The organism is Bacillus marasmi (assembly GCF_902168435.1).
GTDB lineage: Bacteria > Bacillota > Bacilli > Bacillales > Cytobacillaceae > Bacillus_BU > Bacillus_BU marasmi.
In genome coordinates, this window is record NZ_LR656175.1 from 34,678 (window position 1) to 56,408 (window position 21,731).

The 21,731-nt window shown below is 42.2% G+C and carries 20 protein-coding genes; 4 read left to right on the forward strand and 16 right to left on the reverse strand.

The annotated features are described in order from the left end of the window. Positions 1-122: 122 nt before the first annotated feature. The 8 genes from rpiB to prfA all read right to left on the reverse strand — a co-directional run bounded on the left by rpiB (position 123) and on the right by prfA (position 7,298). Positions 123-566 carry a ribose 5-phosphate isomerase B gene (gene rpiB / locus FXW34_RS15860; protein WP_147534989.1) on the reverse strand — a complete coding sequence of 148 codons (444 nt, stop codon included), beginning with the start codon at positions 564-566 and terminating at the stop codon, positions 123-125. A gap of 92 nt (positions 567-658) precedes the next feature. Then, a complete protein-coding gene (locus FXW34_RS15865; RefSeq protein ID WP_147535141.1) occupies positions 659-1,114 on the reverse strand; it encodes a low molecular weight protein arginine phosphatase in 456 nt (151 codons plus the stop codon). A gap of 146 nt (positions 1,115-1,260) precedes the next feature. After that, positions 1,261-1,815: a manganese efflux pump MntP gene (locus FXW34_RS15870; RefSeq protein ID WP_147534990.1), complete on the reverse strand. Its 555-nt coding sequence runs from the start codon at positions 1,813-1,815 to the stop codon at positions 1,261-1,263. Between the two features lie 460 nt (positions 1,816-2,275). After that, positions 2,276-3,325 carry an L-threonylcarbamoyladenylate synthase gene (locus tag FXW34_RS15875; RefSeq protein WP_147534991.1) on the reverse strand — a complete coding sequence of 350 codons (1,050 nt, stop codon included), beginning with the start codon at positions 3,323-3,325 and terminating at the stop codon, positions 2,276-2,278. Between the two features lie 155 nt (positions 3,326-3,480). Next, entirely contained in the window at positions 3,481-3,924 is a 444-nt protein-coding gene (locus tag FXW34_RS15880) for a GNAT family N-acetyltransferase (protein WP_147534992.1), read from the reverse strand. Between the two features lie 72 nt (positions 3,925-3,996). Beyond that, on the reverse strand, positions 3,997-4,938 hold the full coding sequence (gene spoIIR / locus FXW34_RS15885; RefSeq protein ID WP_147534993.1) for a stage II sporulation protein R: 942 nt from the start codon (positions 4,936-4,938) through the stop codon (positions 3,997-3,999). Between the two features lie 400 nt (positions 4,939-5,338). Then, positions 5,339-6,232 (reverse strand): peptide chain release factor N(5)-glutamine methyltransferase, encoded by an 894-nt coding sequence (prmC, locus tag FXW34_RS15895; RefSeq protein WP_147534995.1) that lies wholly within the window; start codon positions 6,230-6,232, stop codon positions 5,339-5,341. Further along, on the reverse strand, positions 6,225-7,298 hold the full coding sequence (gene prfA, locus FXW34_RS15900) for a peptide chain release factor 1 (protein WP_147534996.1): 1,074 nt from the start codon (positions 7,296-7,298) through the stop codon (positions 6,225-6,227). Before prfA ends, prmC begins: the two co-directional genes overlap by 8 nt. Before the next feature lie 508 nt (positions 7,299-7,806). Between prfA and FXW34_RS15905 the strand changes: the two genes are divergently transcribed. The 4 genes from FXW34_RS15905 (at position 7,807) to FXW34_RS15920 (ending at position 12,560) form a co-directional block, all read left to right on the forward strand. Then, positions 7,807-8,457 carry a TorD/DmsD family molecular chaperone gene (locus FXW34_RS15905; protein ID WP_187118986.1) on the forward strand — a complete coding sequence of 217 codons (651 nt, stop codon included), beginning with the start codon at positions 7,807-7,809 and terminating at the stop codon, positions 8,455-8,457. Then, complete coding sequence (locus FXW34_RS15910; protein WP_246141109.1) at positions 8,458-10,836, forward strand: DMSO/selenate family reductase complex A subunit; 2,379 nt, start codon at positions 8,458-8,460, stop codon at positions 10,834-10,836. Positions 10,837-10,980: 144 nt separating this feature from the next. Continuing rightward, complete coding sequence (locus FXW34_RS15915) at positions 10,981-11,556, forward strand: DMSO/selenate family reductase complex B subunit (protein ID WP_147534998.1); 576 nt, start codon at positions 10,981-10,983, stop codon at positions 11,554-11,556. 68 nt (positions 11,557-11,624) lie between these two features. Next, complete coding sequence (locus tag FXW34_RS15920) at positions 11,625-12,560, forward strand: 4Fe-4S binding protein (protein ID WP_147534999.1); 936 nt, start codon at positions 11,625-11,627, stop codon at positions 12,558-12,560. A 97-nt stretch (positions 12,561-12,657) separates the two neighbouring features. On the opposite strand, the gene FXW34_RS15925 is transcribed toward FXW34_RS15920, so the two are convergent. From FXW34_RS15925 to FXW34_RS15960, 8 genes are all read right to left on the reverse strand, one after another. Beyond that, on the reverse strand, positions 12,658-13,095 hold the full coding sequence (locus FXW34_RS15925) for a hypothetical protein (protein ID WP_147535000.1): 438 nt from the start codon (positions 13,093-13,095) through the stop codon (positions 12,658-12,660). 161 nt (positions 13,096-13,256) lie between these two features. After that, on the reverse strand, positions 13,257-13,886 hold the full coding sequence (locus FXW34_RS15930) for a thymidine kinase (RefSeq protein WP_147535001.1): 630 nt from the start codon (positions 13,884-13,886) through the stop codon (positions 13,257-13,259). Positions 13,887-15,165: 1,279 nt separating this feature from the next. Then, positions 15,166-15,366 carry a 50S ribosomal protein L31 gene (gene rpmE, locus FXW34_RS15935; protein WP_147535145.1) on the reverse strand — a complete coding sequence of 67 codons (201 nt, stop codon included), beginning with the start codon at positions 15,364-15,366 and terminating at the stop codon, positions 15,166-15,168. A 261-nt stretch (positions 15,367-15,627) separates the two neighbouring features. Then, positions 15,628-16,893, reverse strand: a complete 1,266-nt coding sequence (gene rho / locus FXW34_RS15940) for a transcription termination factor Rho (RefSeq protein WP_147535002.1) — start codon at positions 16,891-16,893, stop codon at positions 15,628-15,630. A gap of 406 nt (positions 16,894-17,299) precedes the next feature. Then, complete coding sequence (gene glpX / locus FXW34_RS15945; RefSeq protein ID WP_147535003.1) at positions 17,300-18,259, reverse strand: class II fructose-bisphosphatase; 960 nt, start codon at positions 18,257-18,259, stop codon at positions 17,300-17,302. Between the two features lie 110 nt (positions 18,260-18,369). Further along, entirely contained in the window at positions 18,370-19,656 is a 1,287-nt protein-coding gene (locus tag FXW34_RS15950) for a UDP-N-acetylglucosamine 1-carboxyvinyltransferase (protein ID WP_147535004.1), read from the reverse strand. Between the two features lie 438 nt (positions 19,657-20,094). Further along, complete coding sequence (locus FXW34_RS15955; RefSeq protein ID WP_147535005.1) at positions 20,095-20,952, reverse strand: class II fructose-bisphosphate aldolase; 858 nt, start codon at positions 20,950-20,952, stop codon at positions 20,095-20,097. A gap of 279 nt (positions 20,953-21,231) precedes the next feature. After that, positions 21,232-21,603 (reverse strand): response regulator, encoded by a 372-nt coding sequence (locus FXW34_RS15960; RefSeq protein ID WP_147535006.1) that lies wholly within the window; start codon positions 21,601-21,603, stop codon positions 21,232-21,234. Between the last annotated feature and the right edge of the window lie 128 nt (positions 21,604-21,731).

The following is a 21,731-nucleotide window of genomic DNA, read 5'->3' on the forward strand; positions in this document are numbered from 1 at the left end:
TCATATTCCAGATATCTGGAAAGTTGCTTTCCATTACTCCAGAATTTTGTTGCAATCCCTATTTGTTGGGCAATGGCGCCCGGCTTGCTTGTCCACTATGGGGCGGAGCCGGATTAGCCAGTTTATTTATTTATTTCAATAGCCGTAATTTTATTTACACGATTGGCATGGCGGCCACCTTGGAATTCTGTTGTTAACCATGCTTTGGCGATTTCACGAGCAAGACCTGCGCCGATTACGCGCTCACCCATTGTTAAAATATTGCTGTCGTTGTGTTCGCGCGTTGCGATTGCGCTGAATACGTCATGGACAAGCGCCGCACGGATGCCATTCACCTTGTTAGCGGCGATGCTCATGCCGATTCCAGTTCCGCAAATAAGGATACCGCGGTCGAATTCGCCAGCTGCAACCTTTTCTGCTACTGGTTGTGCGTAGTCCGGATAGTCAACTGAGGATGCACATTCACAGCCGAAATCTTCATATTGAATACCCATTTCATCCATTAAATTTTTTATTTCTTCACGTAGGACAAGTCCGCCATGATCAGATGCGATTGCTACTTTCATATTATTGCCTCCTGTAATTGAAACCATATATTTTTTCCACATTTATTTTGACATGAAAGTTGGGAGATTTCAAATTTATCTTTATCGATGAGTTATTGTTTTTCTTCAGTCAAACGTTTGATGATTTTTCCGATTGTATTTTCGATTTCCGCAAAGGTTTGGCGATAGACTTCGAGCGTGCCGCCGTACGGGTCGCTGATGTCTCCGGTTGTTGACTCGACAGTCGCAAATTCCTTGAGGGTGAACGTCTTGTCCGATGCTTGTGGATAATAGCTGATAACTGACGCCTTATGGCCCTCGGTCATTGTAAATATATGGGTTGCCCAATTGATTTCTTCGTCAGAAAGCATCGTGGAGCGGTGCTCTTCTCGTATATTGTTTTCGCCAAGCACGGTCCGAGCATGGGCAGAAGCCGGGCTGCCGTCGATGGCGAATACCCCTGCCGATTTTACTTCGATGCCTTGGATTGCTTTATTTTTTAAAATAGCCTCAGCCATCGGGCTTCGACATGTATTCCCTGTACAAATAAATAATATCCGCATTTTCATCCCTCCAGCCTTTACCATTATTATAAGCAATATTTACTCTATGACATAATATTAAGAAGGGAAGCTGTATGGGGCAATTTTTCTGTAAAAATAAAAAAACCTCAGTTGTGAGCTAAGGTTTTGAGTTTGCTATTTTTGGTTGATTTTTATATTGGCAATAGTAGCTTGAGGCCAAAGCCGAGGAGAATGCTGCCTCCAAGTGCTTCGCTGTAGGTGCCAAGCCAACCTTGGACTTTGCGGCCAACAAGAAGTCCAGCCCAGGTTAAGATTGTGGCGGCAAGTCCGAAGCTGATGAGCACGGCGGCCATTTTGGCTTTGTATATGCCAAGCGTAAGGCCAACGGAAAAGCTGTCGAGACTGACGCTTAACGCAAACAGTATTAAGCCGAAGCCGACTGGAGTGATCATGCGGCTTTCGTCAGGTTTTAGACTGGACCATATCATTTGCAGGCCTAGAGCCAAGAGCAGTATTCCCCCAGCATAGCCGGCAAATTGGCCAAATTTATCTGATAGAAATCTTCCGGCAATGATACCTAATAGCGGCATCCAGACGTGAAATAATCCTATCAAAATGCCGATTTTGAATATTTGTTTGAGCCTGAGTTTAATCATGCCCATACCAAGACCGACGGAAAAGGCATCCATTCCTAGCGCAAATGCCACCACACATAATGTGAATATTTCCCCTATAATTGCGGCCAACTCTTTCGCCCCCTTGGACACTTGGACTTACTAATTCAGCATATGCACGTCCAATCGGGTTTAGAAGGGATAATTTGGGAGGGCTATTAGGCATGTGTGTTTTATTGTAACGCATCTCGCTATGCTATGAGACACTTTGGCTCTTTTTCGTGACTGTTTTGGGCCATAGAGCTACTCTATGGGACACTCTGGCTCTTTTTCGCGGCTGTTTTGGGCCATAGAGCTACTCTATGAGACACTTTGGCTCTTTTTTGCGGATGTTTTGGGTCATAGAGCTACTCTATGGGACACTTGGGTTCTTTATCGCGGATGTTTTGGGTCATAGAGCTACTCTATGGGACACTTTGGACCTTTTTCGCGGATGTTTTGGGTCATAGAGCTACTCTATGGGACACTTTTGACCTTTTCCTCGGCTGTATTGTCCGTATGAACCTATTCCATGTAAAACCTCACCTAAAAATTAACTCTTTTCATAAATGACTTGATTGCCCGCGGCTTTAGAAAGACGGTTCATGATGGCAACGCCGACGCCGACTTCTGGGAAGGTTTCGCTGAAAATCACCTCTACTTCAGAGTCATTGAAGGCACGCAATGTTTCATATAAAGAAGTCGCAACTGTTTCGAGCTCGCCGCGACGACCGCACGCAAGCACTAAATCAGCTTGATAATCGCCTGCTGCTTCGGCCGTAGTTAACACGCCGACTTTTCGACCTTCACGCCTTTTCTCATCAACGAGCTTTTGCAAAAAGGCATGGCTTCCTTCAACTAAATAAAAAGGTGCGTCTGGCGCATAATGGCGATATTTCATGCCTGGTGATTTCGGCGCTGCTTCGCTATTTTTCAAGGCTGGATCGACGGAGACTTCGCCAATCACTGCTTCAATTTGTTCCTTCGTAACTCCACCCGGACGTAAGATGGCGGGAATCTCGTCTGTGCAGTCAATTACAGTAGATTCAACCCCGACCCCGGTCGGACCGCCATCAACAATCCCAGCAATCCTACCATTCAGATCCTCAAACACGTGGCGCGCTAATGTCGGGCTTGGTTTTCCAGAAGTATTCGCGCTCGGCGCGGCGATTGGTAGGCCGCAAGCTTTGATTAGTCCCAACGCCACCGGATGGTTCGGCATCCGCACGGCAACTGTGGATAAACCAGCCGTCGCCAATTCGGAGAGCTTTCCTTCTTTCTTTTTAAAAATAATCGTTAATGGTCCTGGCCAAAAATGCTCCATTAAACTGGCTGCTTTAGCTGGAACCTCGGTTACAAAATCGTTAAGCTGACTCGTTTCAGCGATGTGAATAATTAATGGATTATCGGATGGACGACCTTTTGCAGCGAAGATTTTCGCAACGGCGTCGCTATTTTCGGCATTACCACCGAGTCCGTAGACGGTTTCGGTTGGGAAGGCAATCACTTCATTATTTTTTAAGTAATCGGCAGCTTGAATAATTTGTGGGTAACTTTCTAATTTATCCACAAGTTTATCCACTGCCCAAACATTCGTTTTCATTTTCATCCACCTTTAAAAATAGGTCTATTTATCGAGATTTTGACCATATTTCCTTTGAAAGTATAAAAGAAGATAGGTGGGAATACAAGATTTTATCCACAAATTGTGTATAAAAAGTGGCATTCCGTGGATAACTTTGTGGATATATCCACAATTTAGAGATTTAACTCCATAAAAAGTGAGTTATCCACAGTAAAAATGTGTTTGGCGTGCTTTAACTTTGTTAACGGTTCCGGAACGACCTTCGATTCTAGCAATTTAAAGCCTAACAGCTGGAAAAATGAAACCGATTGAGGCTTATTTGTCGCCAAATACAATGTGGATAGTGATTTTTTTCGGGCTAAAATAAACATTTTATTAAACAGCAAAAGGATGTCTGCTTCGGTAAGCTTGGGTGACATTGCCAGTGATCGAAGAAGCCCAACCTCGCCGCTGTGCTCAATTCCAAGCGTTGCTAGAATTTCCTGGCGGGCATCCTCCATGATTAGAAAATAGTCAATCGATTCAGCGATTCCTTCTGTGGCGAGGTTCGCGCGCTTTAAGTAGGCTGTTATTTTTTCAATATCCTGTTCATTAGCAAATCTTATATTTGGTTGCATTTATGATCCACCTCTTTTTTCATTTGAATTCTACTATTATCAATATGAAAAAAGAGGGAAAGTAGAACAGATTTAAAAGAATTTTGTCCACAACTCTACTACGAAGAATTTTACTTCCACTTCTTCTTCGTCTTGCGCCGTGTATACTGGTTTTTTCGACTTTTTAGCTGCTTTCTTTTCAGATTGCTTTTCTTGTTTTGATTTTTCCGATACAGGAGTAATGTTTTCCTCTGCATCAATTGGTTCCTCTTCTTGTTGCTTTACTTGAGTTTTTGGTTGCTCTGTTATTGGCGACGCTTCTGTTTGGGCCTGTGTAGTTGCTTGAGTAGTTTCTGTTTTTTCTGGCTTAGGCGCGGTTGTAACGTCGTCCTCGTTAGTCTGTTCGACTGATTCAGCTTGAGCAATTTTTCCACCATTTTTTTCAGTTTCGCTCGACTTGCTCACTGGATTCTTTTTGCTATTATCACCTTGCTCTTCCTCAAAGCCTTCACTAACTGCTACTCCATTTGAAAAATCAAGAAAGCATAGCGGCGGGAAAAGGACGCACCACCAATTGGCGCCTTCGCCTTCACCAAGTGTAATCAGGATTGCTTCATATTCACCAGCTGGATATAAAAACTGACCATATAATTTAGTTGGAAAGTTCACTTTTCCGAAATCTACTTTCACTGTTTGTGTTTCGTTTTCTTCCGCGACAATTTGTTCTGCTATTTTTTGAATCTCAGGAAGTCCTGATTTGATTGTTTTTCGTGCTTCTTCTAAAGAGGTTAAATCTTGAACCCATTGGGTAATTTCTGCGTTTACAGCGTCTCGAACTTTGCGCTTCAGATCCTGATCTTTATCGGAGTCACTGTTTGCTAGAATTCTTAGTCGGATTGCTTCGTTTGGAATGACTGTTTCCTCTTGTGCAGTCGCTTCGTTTTTCGGCATATATAAACTAAAAATAGTTGCGAATGATAATAATAGTAGGTATGAAGTAATTAATGTTCTTCTAAATTTTGTTTTCTTTGTCATCTCGGCCACCGTCCCCTCTAATCACATTGTGGACAGGAGGTAAGAATCTTAAACTAGTAAAATGAAAATTTTTTAGTAGGGAAATTGAGAGGGAGAAGGAATGGTTATCCGTGGGTTTTCAGGGTTTATCCGTGGAATTGGGATTTATCCGTGGATTTCGCAACTTTATCAGCAAGTTCCGATAATTCTATTAGCCTAATTCGGCGTTCTATTAGCTGGTTTCGGCCTTCTATTCGCCGATTTCGTATTTCTATTAGCCGATTTCGCACTTCTATTCGCCGTTTTCGCACTTCTATTTGCCGTTGCCATAGTTTTGTCACAAATCAGACCCCATTACAAGGACAAAAACTTAATAAAAGCCGCAGCAGACTTTTGAGCTGCCACGGCTGAAATATTCTTATTATTGTAGTGTTGCAAACACCATGCGGTCCTTGCCGTTTATATCAAAGACGATTTCAACTTCCGCGTCTGGGAAGGTTTCGCGGAGCATGCCAGCAACCGCCTCGCTTTGCCCGGCTCCTACTTCGAAGCCGACTAAGGCTTTATTTTTCAATACTAAAGGTAATTCCTCCATAAAGCGGCGGTACAGGTCTAGGCCGTCCTCGCCGGCAAATAAGGCGCGGTGCGGTTCGTGCTCGGTGACGATGTCGGACATCCACGATTCATCACCATCCGGGATATACGGAGGGTTGGAAATGACGACATCAAACTTGCGCTCCATTTCGATGAACGGCTGCAGCAGATCGCCGTGGACAAACTCGACCAACGCACCTAAGCGAGATGCATTTTCGCAGGCAACAGCTAGTGATGCCTCCGCCAAGTCCGAAGCGGTCACCACTAGGTCAAGGTTTTCGAGCTTTAATGATACGGCAATTGCTCCGCTTCCGGTTCCGATATCGACCACCTCAATTGAATCCTCCGCATTGTCGTGTTCGAGCCAAATGTCAGCTTTATTTTTTCCAAAAAGCTTGTCAATCCGTTCTAGAGTTCCGTAGACTAGCTCTTCCGTTTCCGGACGGGGGATGAGCACCTCTTCGTTGACGATATAACGACGGCCGTAGAAATCCTCATAGCCGATGATGTACTGGACTGGACGACCACCGACATGCTCGACGACCGCGGCACGGAACGCTGATTCAGCGTCCTCCGAAAGCTTGTCCTGAAAACTCGCAAACAGCTCTGCGCGCGACTTTCCCGCAAAATGGCGCAGCAAGAGTTCAGCCGCTTTTTCCTCGCGACCGTTTTCCTTTAAAAAAGAAGAAGCCCAGTGGAGGGCTTCAAAAATTTTAGTCATTAGATGCAGCTTCCAGTCTGCTTGATTGGTCTTCTAAAATTAACGCATCGATGATTTCATCAAGCTTGCCCTCGATGATTTGATCGAGCTTTTGTAGCGTAAGGCCGATGCGGTGGTCGGTTACGCGGTTTTGCGGATAGTTGTAGGTACGGATACGCTCAGAACGGTCGCCTGTACCAACGGCGGATTTACGAACTTCATCGTATTCCGCTTGGGCTTCCTGCAAGAATTTATCGTAAACGCGGGCACGCAATACCTTCATTGCTTTGTCCTTGTTTTTGTGTTGAGATTTTTCATCCTGGCACGTTACGACGATACCAGTTGGGATGTGCGTAACACGGATGGCTGATGCAGTCGTGTTAACGGACTGACCGCCGGCGCCGCTTGAACAGTAAGTGTCAACGCGTACGTCTTTATCGTGGATTTCGATTTCTACATCCTCTGCTTCTGGTAAGCAGGCAACTGTTGCGGTTGATGTATGAATTCGGCCGCCTGATTCTGTTTCAGGAACACGCTGAACGCGGTGCGCACCATTTTCAAATTTCAATTTAGAGTATGCACCTTTACCAGTGATCATGAAGCTGATTTCCTTGAAGCCGCCAAGACCGGTTGGGTTGGCATCGATTAATTCTGTTTTCCAGCCTTGTGATTCAGCATAGCGGCTGTACATGCGGTAAAGTGAGTTCGCGAAAAGCGCTGCTTCTTCCCCGCCCGCTGCGCCACGGATTTCAAAGATAACGTTTTTGTCATCATTAGGGTCTTTTGGAATGAGCAAGAATTTCATTTGAGCTTCCAACTCTTCTTTTTGCGATTCAAGTTCAGATACTTCTTCCTTTACCATATCGCGCATTTCTGCATCAAGTTTTTCCTCGAGCATCGCTTTGGCATCTTGAAGCTGTTCCTTTACATCCTTGTATTGACGATATGTTTGTACGGTATCTGAAATATCTGCCTGCTCTTTTGAAAAATCGCGCAGTTTTTTTGGATCATTTACGACATCCGGATCGCTCAAAAGCTCATTCAGCTTTTCGTAACGGTCCTCGACGGCTTGAAGACGATCAAACACGTTCTTCACCTCTTCTAGATTTTTTTTATAAAAAAAAGCGTATTTTTACGCTACATGAATTAACTTGTTGAAAGGGGGCACTTTTCTACCCATAACATTCTAATTATAGTATAGTCAATCACTTCAGTCAAAAATAAATATTTGTAAATACCATCAAAGCCGAAAAACTACCCATTCGACAAAATTCGGGTGGTGACAGGCACCATAATCTTAAAATTATATTAATAAAGTATAAAAAATTAAATTCGTCCATATTTTGTCTTACCATTTTGAATTATATGTGAAAAATGTCTAGCGTTAATTACGCTAATATAACGATACTGTAAAATCAAATTAATAGATAAAAACTATTACTATCTCATTTTCGAAGGGTTTGATGTGAAAAATACGTCTCCCCTCAACAAAGGGTGAAGTTTAGTTATATATATTGTGAAATATTTCACAATAATAACAAATCACCTTTTCCATCATGTTCAGTCATAAAATAAACGCAACCAGGAGTGATCTTATGCAACAAACGATCGCATTACCGTTGGTAGATATTTTTAGAGTAAGACAGTATTTTTATCAATTTATTCAGGTTTTATTTTTCGAACCAGTTACGAAAGAAAGTGTTGATCAGCTTCAAAATAGTAGCTGCCTAGAGGAATTGAAGAGTTTAGATGAGGCTGGGAAATATCTTTACCAGTTTTTTTCGAATGCTTCAGAGTCTGAGCTTCAGGAAGCTAAGGACGAATACTATCGGCTTTTCGTTGGGCCAGAAACCATCCTCACCCCTCCATGGGAATCCGTATATCGTAGTAAAGAGGGATTGCTTTTTGAAGAAACGACATTCCAGGTCCGTGAACATTATCACCGTTACAATCTAGAATTTGTCAAAGAAAACCAAGAACCAGATGACCATATCGCGATAGAGCTTGAGTTTATCCTCCATTTAAATCAATTGTGTTTGCAAAATTTAGATAGCGACAGGCTGAAAAAGCTTGTGAAGGAACAAATTGAGTTTCATGAACAGCATATGCAGCAATGGATTCCAGCGTTCACTACAAAAATAATTAACAATACAGATAGTCCGCTATATAAGGGGGCTGCCCTATTGTTGAGAGATTTTACAGTTTCTGATTACCAATCTTTGTTAGACATAAAGGAGGCATTATAGATGAAAGAGAAAAAGCCGATTATTTCTACAAATATGAAGCGTCGGACCTTCCTAAAATGGACAGGCGCTGCTGCTGTACCAATTGTTGCCGGAGGCGTTGGCGTCAAGCTGTTGGTTGACCGTGATCCTGCGAAAAATCCTGAAATTGATGACACACCGGAAACGATTGTGACAACCTGTAGCGTCAATAACTGCGGTGGTCGTTGTTTAATTAAGGCACACGTAAAGGACGGAGTTGTCGTTCGTATTAGCACAGACGGTCCGAGCGAGAACCTATCAACACCTTCCTTGAAGGCTTGTGTGCGTGGACGCAGTTACCGCTCGATGCAGTACCATCCTGACCGCTTGAAGTATCCGATGAAACGGGTTGGCAAGCGCGGTGAAGGAAAATTTGAGCGAATTTCTTGGGAGGAAGCCGTTGAGACGATTGCTTCGCAAATGAAGCGTATCGGTGACACCTACGGACCTGAATCCCGTTATGTTAACTACGCTTCTGGTAATCAAGGTATTTTAGCTGGGCGTAATATGGCACGTCGTCTGCTTAGCATGACTGGCGGTTTCCTACACTATCGTAACGACTATAGCTCAGGCTGTAGTAATGTAGCGACACCGTTCACTTATGGAACAAATAATACTGGAAGCAGCTATGATAGCCTGCTTCACTCAAAGCTAATTATTCTTTGGGGTCAAAACCCTGCAGAGATTATTTTCTCTACACCATATCGCGATTTCTTAATGAAGGCAAAGCAAAACGGGGCTAAATTCATCGTGATTGACCCTCGTTATTCGGATACAGCGATTACCTATGCTGATGAATGGATTCCAATTTTACCAACAACCGATACAGCTCTAATGGATGCGATGGCCTATACGATTGTCACTGAAAATTTACACGACCAGGCATTCCTTGATCAGTTCTGCGTAGGTTTTGATGAAAAAACAATGCCTGCGGGCGTTCCAGCAAATGAATCTGTGAAGAGCTACCTGCTTGGTGAAAAGGACGGCACTCCGAAAACGCCGGAATGGGCAGAAAAAATCTGTCAGGTTCCAGCTGAGAAAATTCGTGAAATTGCACGACTTTACGCAACAACAAAACCGGCAGCATTAATTCAAGGTTGGGGACCACAGCGTCAAGCATATGGCGAACAAGTTATGCGCGCCGGGGCACAGCTCGCCTGTATTACCGGGAATGTCGGCAAGCTTGGCGGTTGGGCAGCAGGAACAGGTTATTATTCTCGTAAAAGCATTGTTTTCCCAGTTGGCTTCACAAATCCGGTTAAAGCAACTATTCCATGCTTCCTTTGGACCGATGCAGTTGAGCGCGGTACAGAAATGACCGCTGCAGATGGCCTACAAGGTGCCGATAAATTACCAACCAACATCAAAATGATTTTTAATATGGCTGGAAACATGCTTGTGAACCAGCATTCTGATATTAATAAAACGACTAAATTGCTCCAGGATGAGAGTAAAGTGGAATTTATTGTGGCCAGCGACATCTTTATGACACCGAGTGTGAAGTTTGCGGATATCGTGCTGCCGGGAACAACCTTCTTCGAGCGCGATGACATCGGAACACCATGGGCAAATGGCGACTACGTGATACTAGGAAATAAAACGATTGAGCCGCTCTATGAATGCCGCAATGAATATGAGGTGTTTGCGGAAGTCGCAGAGAAATTGGGCGTGAAGGAACAGTTCACTGAAGGTCGCTCCATGCTTGATTGGGTGAAATACAGCATAGAGCAAACTCGCGCGACGATCGACCCTGAATTCCCAACCTATGAGGAATTAAAGAAAACCGGCGTTCACTATTATAAATATGATGAGCCACATATTGGTTTCAAGGCGCAAATTGAAGATCCGGCAAATAACAAGTTCGAAACTCCGTCTGGAAAAATCGAGCTGTTCTCAAAAGCCTTGTATGATATGAAAAATCCTGAGGAAATCCCGGCTGTTGCTAAGTATATTACGTCTTGGGAGGGTCCAGAGGATCCGTTAATTGAAAAATACCCGCTTCAATTAATTAGCTGGCACTACAAGCGTCGTTGTCATTCAACTCACGACAACAACGAGTGGTTGGAAGAAGCAGCTAAGCAGGAAATGTGGATAAACCCGGTTGATGCGAAGAAACGCTCGATCAAGGACGGCGATCGCGTTAAAGTGTTCAACGGCCGCGGCGAGCTCGAAATGGACGTAAAGGTAACGGTGCGAATCGTTCCTGGTGTTGTCGCTATTCCGCAAGGCGGCTGGTACTCACCAAATAAAAAAGGAATTGACCAACGCGGAGCAGCCAATGTGCTGACTTCACAGCGTCCAACGCCTTTGGCAAAAGCAAATCCACAGCTGACGAATCTCGTTGAAGTGGAACGAGCTTAAATCGGCATTTTACTAGATTGATATTTTTGTGAATTCTAGGCGGATCAGGGGTGGTTGAGGTTTTCGCCTCTGACCCGTATTTACACAGTTAAAACTTCATTTCAAACAATAAAATTTCCTTATTTTTAAAAGGAGTGAAAAGGTATGCCACAATTAGGTTTTTATATAAATCAAGCGATTTGCATCGGCTGTAAAGCCTGTACGGTGTCTTGTAAGGATAAAAATGATCTAAAGGTCGGAATGAATTTCCGCCGCGTCTATTCTTATGAGGAAGGCAATTATGACCAAACTGGTGCTGGGATTACGCCTCATATCGCAGCTTATACGTTTTCTATCGCCTGTAATCACTGCGATAATCCAGCCTGTGTGAAGAACTGCCCGACTGGCGCAATTGAAAAACGCGCTGAAGACGGTGTTGTCATCATTAAGCAAGATGTGTGTATCGGTTCGAAATATTGTATTTCCGCCTGTCCATATGGCGCACCTCAATTTAATGAAGAAATTAAAAAGGCAAATAAATGTAATCTTTGCATTGATTTGCTCGAGAAAGATGAAAATCCTGTTTGCGTCGCGTCCTGTCCAATGGGGGCAATTGAATTTGGCCCAATTGACGAACTTCGTAAGAAATACGGCAAGGTAGCGCAAATCAAAGGAATGCCAAGCGCGAAAACGACGAATCCAAATCTCGTCATTAACCCGCACCGTGATGCAAAGCTGTAGAAAAGCGGAGGCGGCTTGTGGTTATTGCGTAGGAATTTTGTAAAAATATGTAATAGGCAGGTGTGACCATGTCGCTTATATTTAAATGGCTTGAGAGTCTATCAATAGATTTAACTATTACGGATCGTTGTTCTCGGCTGGTGAGTCCAAAATCCACCTGCACTACCTGTTTGGAGCATTGCGATGTCGAGGCTTTGACCTTGGTAAATGGTAAAATCGAAATTGATGTTAATAAATGCGATTCATGTGGTGAGTGCATCACCTCGTGTCCCGTTAGTGCGGTGAAGGGAAATGTGCCGAGCCGCACTGTCAAAAACGGACTCCTTTACTATGAGCCACATTACTGCCCAACCGTAAAAGAGTTATTGGTTTTTCGCAAATGCGGTGTGAAGGGGATTGCCGTTCCTGGTGGTACTTTAGATGATTCACAATGGGTCGATCATATTGAAGAAGCGAATCAATGGTTGGTAAAACTCGGGCTCGAGCCTTTCTACTTCTGTCGTGCTGAGGAATTAGCACCTCCAGCCATGTCGCGACGGGACTTATTTACGTCAGCTCGAAAAAAAGGCAAGGATGTTGCGAAGGAGATGGCTCCTGCTGAATGGCGTCAAAATCCTAATGCTTGGTCACTTCCTTTTCATTATCGAGATGTTCAGTTTTTTGAGGTTCAATTAGATTTAGAAAAATGCACACTATGTCAGAGCTGTGTTAAGTTATGTAAGCAGGACGTATTTAATTTGAGCGTTGATGCTGCTGATGGTGGTGCTAGTTCGCTTTTCATTAATCATCAGAAGTGCACAAATTGTCAGCTTTGCATCGATGTGTGTAACGAGGATGCAGTGGTGGTGGCCGAGAAGGTTAGTGCCAAGACGGAAAGTGCTATTGAAGTGGAAGAACGTACTTGCACGCGCTGCAAAAAATCGTATTTGGCATTTAGCGTTAGTGAGGATGAGGGCAAATGCCCGGTGTGTTCACGAATTCCATCTGACTGGCTGATGCCTTGATAGATTAGTTTAGTTCCATATTTTTGGTAATGTAATGATAGAGTATGCCCCCAATTCTTTGTGATTGGGGGCCTTTTTTACTCTGAAAAATAGCAAATTAATCTTCCATAACACGAACTTCAATTTGGTAGCGTGGGAGAGCTTCACTGAGGCGCGAATGAAGCTTTGCTCTAGCATCTCTCACCTCCGCTTCCGTTAGCTGGCCGTTTGTATACACATTTGCCCATAAGCCGTTCCCATCGAACCAAACCTGACCAGGACGCAAATTACCCGATTGCTTTATGACCTCATTAGCCTTTTCAATTTCCTTAGCACGAGAATTTCGCATACCATCATTATTGATTAAATTAGGGTTTTGATCGCTCATTGTCCTTCCCGGTGCGGCGCGCGGGCCTTGATTAGGGTCTGTTCTTGTATCGATTATTTGCACTTCCTCATTTTGATCTCCAGCAGTGTTTACACGACGCTCATCATTCATTGCACATCCTGCTAAAAAGGCGCTCAAAAACAAGCTAAGTAAGATGAGTTTTTTCATATTATACATACCTCCTGAAGATAGTATGTCCGTTTCAGCAGAATGGATTTGTAGGTAAAATTTGTATTTTTTCAGGATTTAATGAATACTAGGGACGTTTTGCGGTTGTGAGTGGAAATAAAAAACCTGCCCAATGACAATGGACAGGTCGTATATAATCTTTATTTTTCAGAAACAACTGTATCTGCGTTGTTTACAAGTGCTTGTGGTTCGTTTTCTTTTGGAACTTCGTGATGGTGACGGCATCTTGGCTCGTAGGCTTCCGATGCACCGACTAAGATGACGGGATCGTGGTAAGAGGCCGGCTTACCATTGATTAGGCGCTGCGTGCGGCTTGCAGGCGAACCGCATACGGCACAGACTGCCTGTAGCTTTGTTACCTGCTCGGCAATGGCCATTAGGGCTGGCATTTTTCCGAAGGGTTCACCGCGAAAGTCCTGGTCGAGACCAGCTGTAATGACGCGATAACCGCTATCGGCAAGCTGTTGGATGACCGCGACAATATCTTGATCGAAAAATTGTACTTCGTCTATCGCAACCACATCGACATCCTCGTCAACGTATTGGAAAATTTCACTCGAATTTGCAATCGGCAAGGCAACAAAGGAAGAGCCATCGTGTGATACAACTGCTTCTTTGCTGTAGCGATTATCGATTTTTGGCTTGAATACTACGACTTTTTGTTTGGCAAATTGGGTTCTTTTCACACGGCGAATCAGTTCTTCAGATTTACCTGAAAACATGCTTCCACAAATGACTTCAACCCAGCCGCTTTGCTTCATTACGTACATGAACGGCCTCTCCTTCCACGCCCATTAATATATCGGTTAAAAAATATGATTTTTTGCTGTATTGTATGAACTTATGAGACTTACTTGAGTTCATTTCACATCATTTTTTGCTGTGTTTTGGACTCATGAGACCTTCATGAGTTCATTTCACATCGTTTTTTGCTGCGTTTTGAACTCATGGGACCCTCATGAGTTCATTTCACATGGTTTTTTTTTTGTGTTTTGAACTCATGGGACCTTCATGAGTTCATTTCACATCGTTTTTTGCTGCGTTTTGAACTCATGGGACCCTCATGAGTTCATTTCAAGTCGTTTTCTAATGTGTTTTGAACTCATGGGACCCTCATGAGTTCATTTCACATCGTTTTCTAATGTGTTTTGAACTCATGGGACCCTCATGAGTTCATTTCACATCATTTTTTGCTGTGTTTTGAACTCATGAGACCTTCATGAGTTCATTTCTCATCGTTTTTTAATGTGTTTTGAACTCATGAGACCTTCTTGAGTTCATTTCACATCGTTTTTTACTGTGTTTTGAATTCATGAGACCTTCTTGAGTTCATTTCATATCGTTTTTGGCTGTGTTTTGAACTCATGAGACCTTCATGAGTTCATTGCACATGGTTTTTGGCTGTGTTTTGAACTCATGAGACCTTCATGAGTTCATTTCTCATCGTTTTTTAATGTGTTTTGAACTCATGAGACCTTCATGAGTTCATTTCACATCGTTTTTTACTGTGTTTTGAACTCATGAGACCTCCATGAGTTCATTGCACATGGCTTTTTGCTGCGTTTTGAACTCATGAGACCTTCATGAGTTCATTTCACATCGTTTTTTGCTGCGTTTTGAACTCTTGAGACCTTCATGAGTTCATTTCACATCGTTTTTGGCTGTGTTTTGAACTCATGGGATCCTCATGAGTTCATTTCACATCGTTTTTTAATGTGTTTTGAACTCATGAGACCTTCATGAGTTCATTTCACATCGTTTTTTGCTGCGTTTTGAACTCATGAGACCCTCATGAGTTCATTTCACATCGTTTTTTAATGTGTTCTGAACTTATGGGACCTTCATGAGTTCATTTCACATCGTTTTTTGCTGTGTTTTGAACTCATCAGAACTTTATGAGTAATTTTAATTTTTTATGGCGATAGAGAGCTTAACAATAACAAGAAAACAAATCTAATTATTGCAAAAATGCCTTTTTAAAAAACAAAAAACAGGCAAGGGGTATGATACACTTTGCCTGCTTTTATGCATTTTGAGTATTTCTGGATATTACTTAATGCCGTATTTTTTGTTGAAACGGTCAACACGTCCGCCAGCTTCAGCGAATTTTTGACGACCTGTATAGAATGGGTGGCATTCAGAACAAGTTTCAACTTTAAGCTCAGGCTTAACTGAACCAGTTTCGAACTCGTTACCACAAGCACATTTCACCATTACTTTTTTGTAGTTTGGATGAATTCCTGCTTTCATTCTTTTCATCTCCTTCCGCCCTGAATCTTTCGAAACAGAGTTATCTATTACAGGTTAGATCGAGGCCTAACTCCGTAAACTTCTAAAACACACTGAAATTATTATAACAAGGTGACCTGTGATTTGCAACAAAGGAATTATGGCAAAAACAACAGAATCATCCGTTGTAAACAATTACCAACTTTATCGCAGTAAAGCAGTGGGGGACAGTCCCCCAGCACTTCACCGCAGCACAGCAGCGGGGGACTGTCCCCCTAATGATTAGCCGCGTTTTGCTTTCATTTCTTCGCCGAGCATGGCGAAGAATTCTTCGTTTGTTTTTGTTTGGCGAAGCTTTTTCAGGAATTTCTCAGCAAAGTCTGGTGAATCTGTCATCGATTTGCGAATCGCCCATAGTTTATCAAGCTGATCCTTCGGAAGCAACAACTCTTCCTTCCGCGTACCAGAACGACGAATATCGAGTGCAGGGAAAATTCTGCGTTCTGCTAAGCTACGATCAAGATGTAATTCCATATTTCCTGTTCCTTTAAATTCTTCGTAAATGACATCGTCCATACGGGAGCCAGTGTCAACGAGTGCAGTTGCCAATATCGTTAAGCTACCGCCCTCTTCAATGTTACGAGCTGCCCCGAAGAAACGCTTCGGACGATGGAATGCTGCTGGGTCAATCCCCCCTGAAAGTGTACGACCACTTGGCGGAATAACCAGGTTGTATGCCCGCGCTAAACGAGTAATACTATCCATCAAAATGACAACATCGCGCTTATGCTCAACAAGGCGCATCGCCCGTTCAAGCACGAGCTCGGCCACTTTAATATGATTTTCTGGAACCTCATCAAAGGTTGAGCTGACTACATCACCAGCAACAGAACGCTCGATGTCAGTCACCTCTTCTGGTCGTTCATCAATTAAGAGCACGATCAGCTCAGCATCAGGATGATTAGTGGTTACGCTATTTGCAATTTCTTTAAGAAGCATGGTTTTACCGGCTTTAGGCGGAGCTACGATTAAGCCACGCTGTCCAAAGCCTACCGGTGCAAGAATATCCATTATTCTTGTTGAGAGATGTCTTGGAGTAGTTTCAAGCTTCATTAAACGGTCTGGATATAATGGCGTTAAAGCTGGGAAATGGACCCGTTCTTTAGCTGTTTCAGGGTCATCGCCATTTACGGCTTCCACGTGGAGTAAACCAAAGTATCTTTCGTTTTCCTTCGGAGGTCGAACCTTTCCGGAAACTTTATCACCGTTTCTTAAATCAAAACGACGAATTTGCGAGGCAGAAATATAAATATCCTCAGAGCTTGGCGAATAATTGATTGGTCGCAGGAAGCCAAAGCCCTCTGACTGAATAATTTCAAGAACGCCTTCCATGAAGAAATAGCCTTGTTGTTCAGCTCGTGCTTTTAAAATGGCAAAAATAAGTTCTTTTTTCGTTAATTTACTGTAATATGAGACCTTCAAACTGCGAGCATGCTCGTACAGTTCCTTAAGCTTCATATTCTCTAAACTGGCAATAGTCAGTTCCATGATTACACCACACTTTACAGTTTCATATGTTCCCCCATATGTATGAATGGTAAAAAATGTTAATTTTTCAAATGATATGGATGGAAGTGTTTTGATATATTTTCGAAGGATCTTGAAGTATAGGAAGAGTAAATAATTGATTTGCAGATAGCTAAAATAAAAGGAAAAAACAATTAATATTTTACCCATATTTGTAAATAATAATCAACAACATTTTTTTGAAAGGAGCTTAATGGCAGGATAAAAATGCGGTTAATAAGAAAGAAGGCTGGCTCAAACCTAATAAGCATTGCCGAAACTATACTATATCTAGTGTTCCCTGTCAGATAACTACCAAATATTGATATAAACAAGCTATTCTTGGGTTCGAGCCAGCCGATTATTCAATTTGAAAAATAATACTAAATTAAAGTACTAAATTTGGTTTTCTAGTTAAATAATGGCGTCCGTCAATAAAACGAACAGTACCAGTTTTTGCACGCATTACAACTGATTGCGTAGTACCATGAGAGCCTTTAAATTGGACTCCTTTTAGTAGCTCACCGTCAGTTACACCAGTCGCTGCAAAAATACAGTCATCGCCTTTCACAAGGTCTTCCATTTTGAGGACTTTGTTTACTTCGATTCCCATTTTGTGGCAACGTTCGATTTCCTCATCGTTAGAAGGAATTAACTTACCTTGTAGCTCGCCGCCTAGGCATTTTAGAGCAACAGCAGCGATTACGCCTTCTGGTGCGCCACCAATTCCGAATAAAATATCAACGCCAGTATTTTCGAAAGCAGTGTTGATTGCTGCCGCAACGTCTCCGTCATTGATCAATTTAATTCTAGCGCCTGCTGCACGAATTTCATCTATGATATGTTGATGACGTTCACGATTAAGCACAGTCGCTACTACATCGCAAACATCTTTGTTTTTAGCTTTGGCTACAGCTTTAAGGTTTTCTGTAACGGATGCATTGATATCAACTTTACCAACCGCTTCAGGTCCAACTGCAATTTTATCCATATACATATCTGGAGCATGAAGTAGGTTGCCTTCATCTGCAATGGCGATAACAGCCAGTGCATTCCAGCTGCCTGCAGCAACGATATTGGTTCCTTCTAATGGATCAACAGCTACGTCTACACCAGGTCCATGACCTGTGCCCAGCTTTTCCCCAATATATAGCATTGGTGCTTCATCCATTTCACCTTCACCAATTACTACCGTTCCTTGCATCGGAATGGAGTTAAACTCATTTCTCATTGCAGTAGTTGCAGCATCATCTGCTTCTTCTTTTTTTCCGCGACCCATCCACCTAGCTGAAGCAAGTGCAGCTGCTTCTGTTACACGGACTAACTCCATTGTTAAACTTCTCTCCATCGGTTTCCCGCCTCCCAATTGCTTTGGTGTTCTCTCTAAGAAGTCTATCTCTTTGTAAAATCACTATTATTTTAAGTCTACGACTTAGAATCACTTTTGTACATATAACATTATGTGTTTTTTAGTTGTTCTTTTTCTTCTTTTGTCATTTCTTCACGCCATACGGTTGCGCCCAGTCCTTGTAATTTTTCAACAATATGACTGTAGCCGCGGTCAATGTGCTCAAGTCCAGTTACCTCGGTAATTCCCTCGGCCATTAATCCAGCAATCACTAGCGCCGCTCCAGCACGAAGATCACTTGCTTTCACTTTTGCTCCATTAAGCTGGACTGCACCGTTAATAATCGCAGATCTGCCTTCGACTTTAATGTTGGCATTCATGCGACGGAGTTCATCAATATGTTTGAATCGAGCACCATAAATAGTATCAGTTACAACTGCAGAGCCTTCTGCTCTAGTTAACAGCGAGGTAAATGGCTGCTGCAAATCGGTTGGAAAACCTGGATAAACTAAGGTTTTAATATCAACAGCTTTTAATTTTTCAGCCGGGTTGATAAATACTTGTTCATCGCTTTCTTCGATTTTTACACCCATTTCTCTAAGCTTTGCAATTAATGATTCTAGATGCTCCGGTATCACATTATCAATTAATAGGCCTTGTCCTACTGCCGCACCTAAAATCATATAAGTACCGGCTTCAATTCGGTCAGGAATAATCGTGTGACGGCAGCCATGTAAGTGGTCAACACCATCAATCCGAATCACATCAGTTCCAGCACCTTTAATGTTCGCTCCCATGCTAGTTAATAGAGTAGCTACATCGATGATTTCTGGTTCTTTTGCAGCATTTTCAATAATTGTACGGCCTTTTGCACGCACTGCGGCAAGCATGATATTAATTGTTGCTCCAACACTGACTACATCAAGATAAATCCGAGCGCCACGCAGTTCGTCAGCACGCAAATAAATAGCCCCTTGCTCATTGGTTATTTTTGCACCTAGAGCTTCAAAGCCTTTAATATGCTGATCGATTGGACGCGGCCCAAGATGACATCCTCCAGGCAATCCAATTACTGCTTTTTTGAATCGACCAAGTAACGCTCCCATTAAATAATAAGAGGCTCTCAGCTTTTTCACTTTCCCATTTGGCAAGGGCATGGAAATCATTGAGGTCGGGTCTACGGTCATTTCATTGTTCGAAATATCAACTGTGCCGCCAATTTCTTCTAAAAGCCCTTTTAAGATTTGAACATCTGAAATATCTGGTAATCCTTCAATTGTAACAGGAGATTCTGCCAAAATTGTTGCTGGAATCAAGGCAACCGCACTGTTTTTGGCACCACTAATTCGAACGGTTCCTTTCAAAGGATATCCGCCTGCAATCTTAAGCTTTTCCATTATTAGCTCCCTTCTAAGCCTAAAGTGAAGAATGATCGATTCAAAAAAACCCTGGTAAAGGTATGATTCACAGCTCAACACCTTTAAGGCTTGTCTTATTTTAGAGACTAGTACAAGGCACCCAAAACTCACGGTCAAAAGTCAAGCATAAGCGCCTTGCCTATTCTAACCTATATAATAATATAAAGCTTTTCTCATTCTCTATTATACAGGTATCATTTTCCATTGCAAAAGGCATAGTGTTTTTTTACTAGCATTCTGTACAAATTATTCATATGTTTATACAGAAAAATAGGAAAGATGTCCTAAATTCATAAATTTACTGTATAGCTGTAAAGGGTAAGTAATGCTTGCTTTGCATTAAAAATCAGAAGATAAATAATACAGTGAAACCGCACTCTTTTAGGAGGGCGGTTTCACAGGATCTATGCAACAAAGTTACGCTTTGTTTGATGAACCAAATTCACGTATTTTGCCAATAACAGTTTCCTTGATCGCATCGCGTGCTGGACCTAAGTATTTACGAGGATCGTATTCATTAGGTTTAGCCGCCAATACTTCACGAACTACTTTCGCAGAAGCAATTTGGTTTTCTGTATTTACGTTAATTTTAGCTGTACCAAGTGATACAGATTTTTGAATATCCTTCAATGGAATACCAGTACCACCGTGAAGTACTAAAGGTACACCAGTAGCATTTCCGATTTCTTCCATTTCTTTAAAGCCTAATTTAGGTTCACCTTTGTAAGGACCGTGAACTGAGCCAAGTGCTGGTGCAAGGCAGTCGATACCTGTGCGTGTAACTAATTCAACGCACTCATCTTTATCAGCATAAATGATACCCTCAGCAACAACATCGTCCTCTTGTCCGCCAACTGTTCCTAATTCCGCTTCAACAGAAACACCTTTTGCGTGAGCATACTCAACTACTTTAGTTGTAATTTCGATGTTTTCTTCAAATGGATGATGAGATGCATCAATCATTACAGAAGTAAAGCCAGCGTCGATTGCTTCCTTACACTTTTCAAAGCTTGAACCATGGTCAAGGTGAATCGCAACAGGAACAGTAATGTTAAGGTCTTCTAGTAGACCTTCTACCATTTTTACAACTGTTTTGAAACCAGACATATAACGAGCTGCACCTTCAGAAACACCAAGGATTACTGGTGACTTTTCTGCTTCTGCTGCTTGAAGAATGGCTTGTGTGAATTCTAGATTATTTAGGTTGAATTGACCAACAGCATAGCCCTCTGCTTTTGCTTTTTTTAACATTTCCGTCATTGAAACTAAAGGCATTCTTTACTTCCTCCTTCTTGGTGATCGCAGTTACTTTTACATAAGCAATATTTCTTTTACAGGGTAACCTTCAAATCTCATGATTATGTATATTACTTTTGCCTATGATAAAAATCCATGCGACCTATCAAACTCCCTTTGTATAATACCAAAAAGATTTTAGAATTGCTATGGTTCCGACATCGATTTACACTTTGTTCATAAAGCAAACGGTTACTTGTTTATTTTTGTAAAAAGAGCCCGAAAAATATAGATTTTTCAAGCTCTTATCGTAGCATATTAATTTGAAGAAACAGGTATATATTTACGAACTGCCGCACGAATATCATCAATATCAAACGGCTTTGCAAAATGCGTTAATGCTCCTAAATCCTTCGCTTCTTGAATCATATCTAACTCGCCATATGCGGTCATAATGATGACGCGAATATCCGGTTCCACAACCTTCATGCGTTTTAAGATTTCAATTCCATCCATACCTGGAATTTTCATATCTAATAAAACTAAATCAGGAGTGTCTTTATTCACTATTTCTAGCGCTTGCACACCATTGGCTGCTTGGAAAGTTTGATAGCCTTCCTTTTGCAATACTTCATTGAGCAAAATACGAATCCCAAATTGGTCATCTACAATTAAAACCTTGCCTTTCATGAGTCCACCCTCTTCATTTTTTATGCTTAACTTATTTTTGCTTTTTTATAAAAAATAATAATTATTCTCGTTGCCTTTGACCTTTGCCATCGGTTAGCATTTCTTAACCACACTAAACAATTATGGCA

Coding starts and splice junctions, on each gene's coding strand:
- spoIIR (WP_147534993.1), bottom strand. CDS start 4,938: ATGACAAAGAAAACAAAATTTAGAAGAACATTAATTACTTCATACCTA.
- FXW34_RS15875 (WP_147534991.1), bottom strand. CDS start 3,325: ATGAAAACGAATGTTTGGGCAGTGGATAAACTTGTGGATAAATTAGAA.
- rpmE (WP_147535145.1), bottom strand. CDS start 15,366: ATGAAAGCAGGAATTCATCCAAACTACAAAAAAGTAATGGTGAAATGT.
- prmC (WP_147534995.1), bottom strand. CDS start 6,232: ATGACTAAAATTTTTGAAGCCCTCCACTGGGCTTCTTCTTTTTTAAAG.
- rpiB (WP_147534989.1), bottom strand. CDS start 566: ATGAAAGTAGCAATCGCATCTGATCATGGCGGACTTGTCCTACGTGAA.
- FXW34_RS15910 (WP_246141109.1), top strand. CDS start 8,458: ATGAAAGAGAAAAAGCCGATTATTTCTACAAATATGAAGCGTCGGACC.
- FXW34_RS15955 (WP_147535005.1), bottom strand. CDS start 20,952: ATGCCTTTAGTTTCAATGACGGAAATGTTAAAAAAAGCAAAAGCAGAG.
- FXW34_RS15960 (WP_147535006.1), bottom strand. CDS start 21,603: ATGAAAGGCAAGGTTTTAATTGTAGATGACCAATTTGGGATTCGTATT.
- FXW34_RS15925 (WP_147535000.1), bottom strand. CDS start 13,095: ATGAAAAAACTCATCTTACTTAGCTTGTTTTTGAGCGCCTTTTTAGCA.
- FXW34_RS15920 (WP_147534999.1), top strand. CDS start 11,625: ATGTCGCTTATATTTAAATGGCTTGAGAGTCTATCAATAGATTTAACT.
- FXW34_RS15930 (WP_147535001.1), bottom strand. CDS start 13,886: ATGTACGTAATGAAGCAAAGCGGCTGGGTTGAAGTCATTTGTGGAAGC.
- FXW34_RS15915 (WP_147534998.1), top strand. CDS start 10,981: ATGCCACAATTAGGTTTTTATATAAATCAAGCGATTTGCATCGGCTGT.
- glpX (WP_147535003.1), bottom strand. CDS start 18,259: ATGGAGAGAAGTTTAACAATGGAGTTAGTCCGTGTAACAGAAGCAGCT.
- rho (WP_147535002.1), bottom strand. CDS start 16,893: ATGGAACTGACTATTGCCAGTTTAGAGAATATGAAGCTTAAGGAACTG.
- FXW34_RS15865 (WP_147535141.1), bottom strand. CDS start 1,114: ATGAAAATGCGGATATTATTTATTTGTACAGGGAATACATGTCGAAGC.
- FXW34_RS15880 (WP_147534992.1), bottom strand. CDS start 3,924: ATGCAACCAAATATAAGATTTGCTAATGAACAGGATATTGAAAAAATA.
- FXW34_RS15905 (WP_187118986.1), top strand. CDS start 7,807: ATGCAACAAACGATCGCATTACCGTTGGTAGATATTTTTAGAGTAAGA.
- FXW34_RS15950 (WP_147535004.1), bottom strand. CDS start 19,656: ATGGAAAAGCTTAAGATTGCAGGCGGATATCCTTTGAAAGGAACCGTT.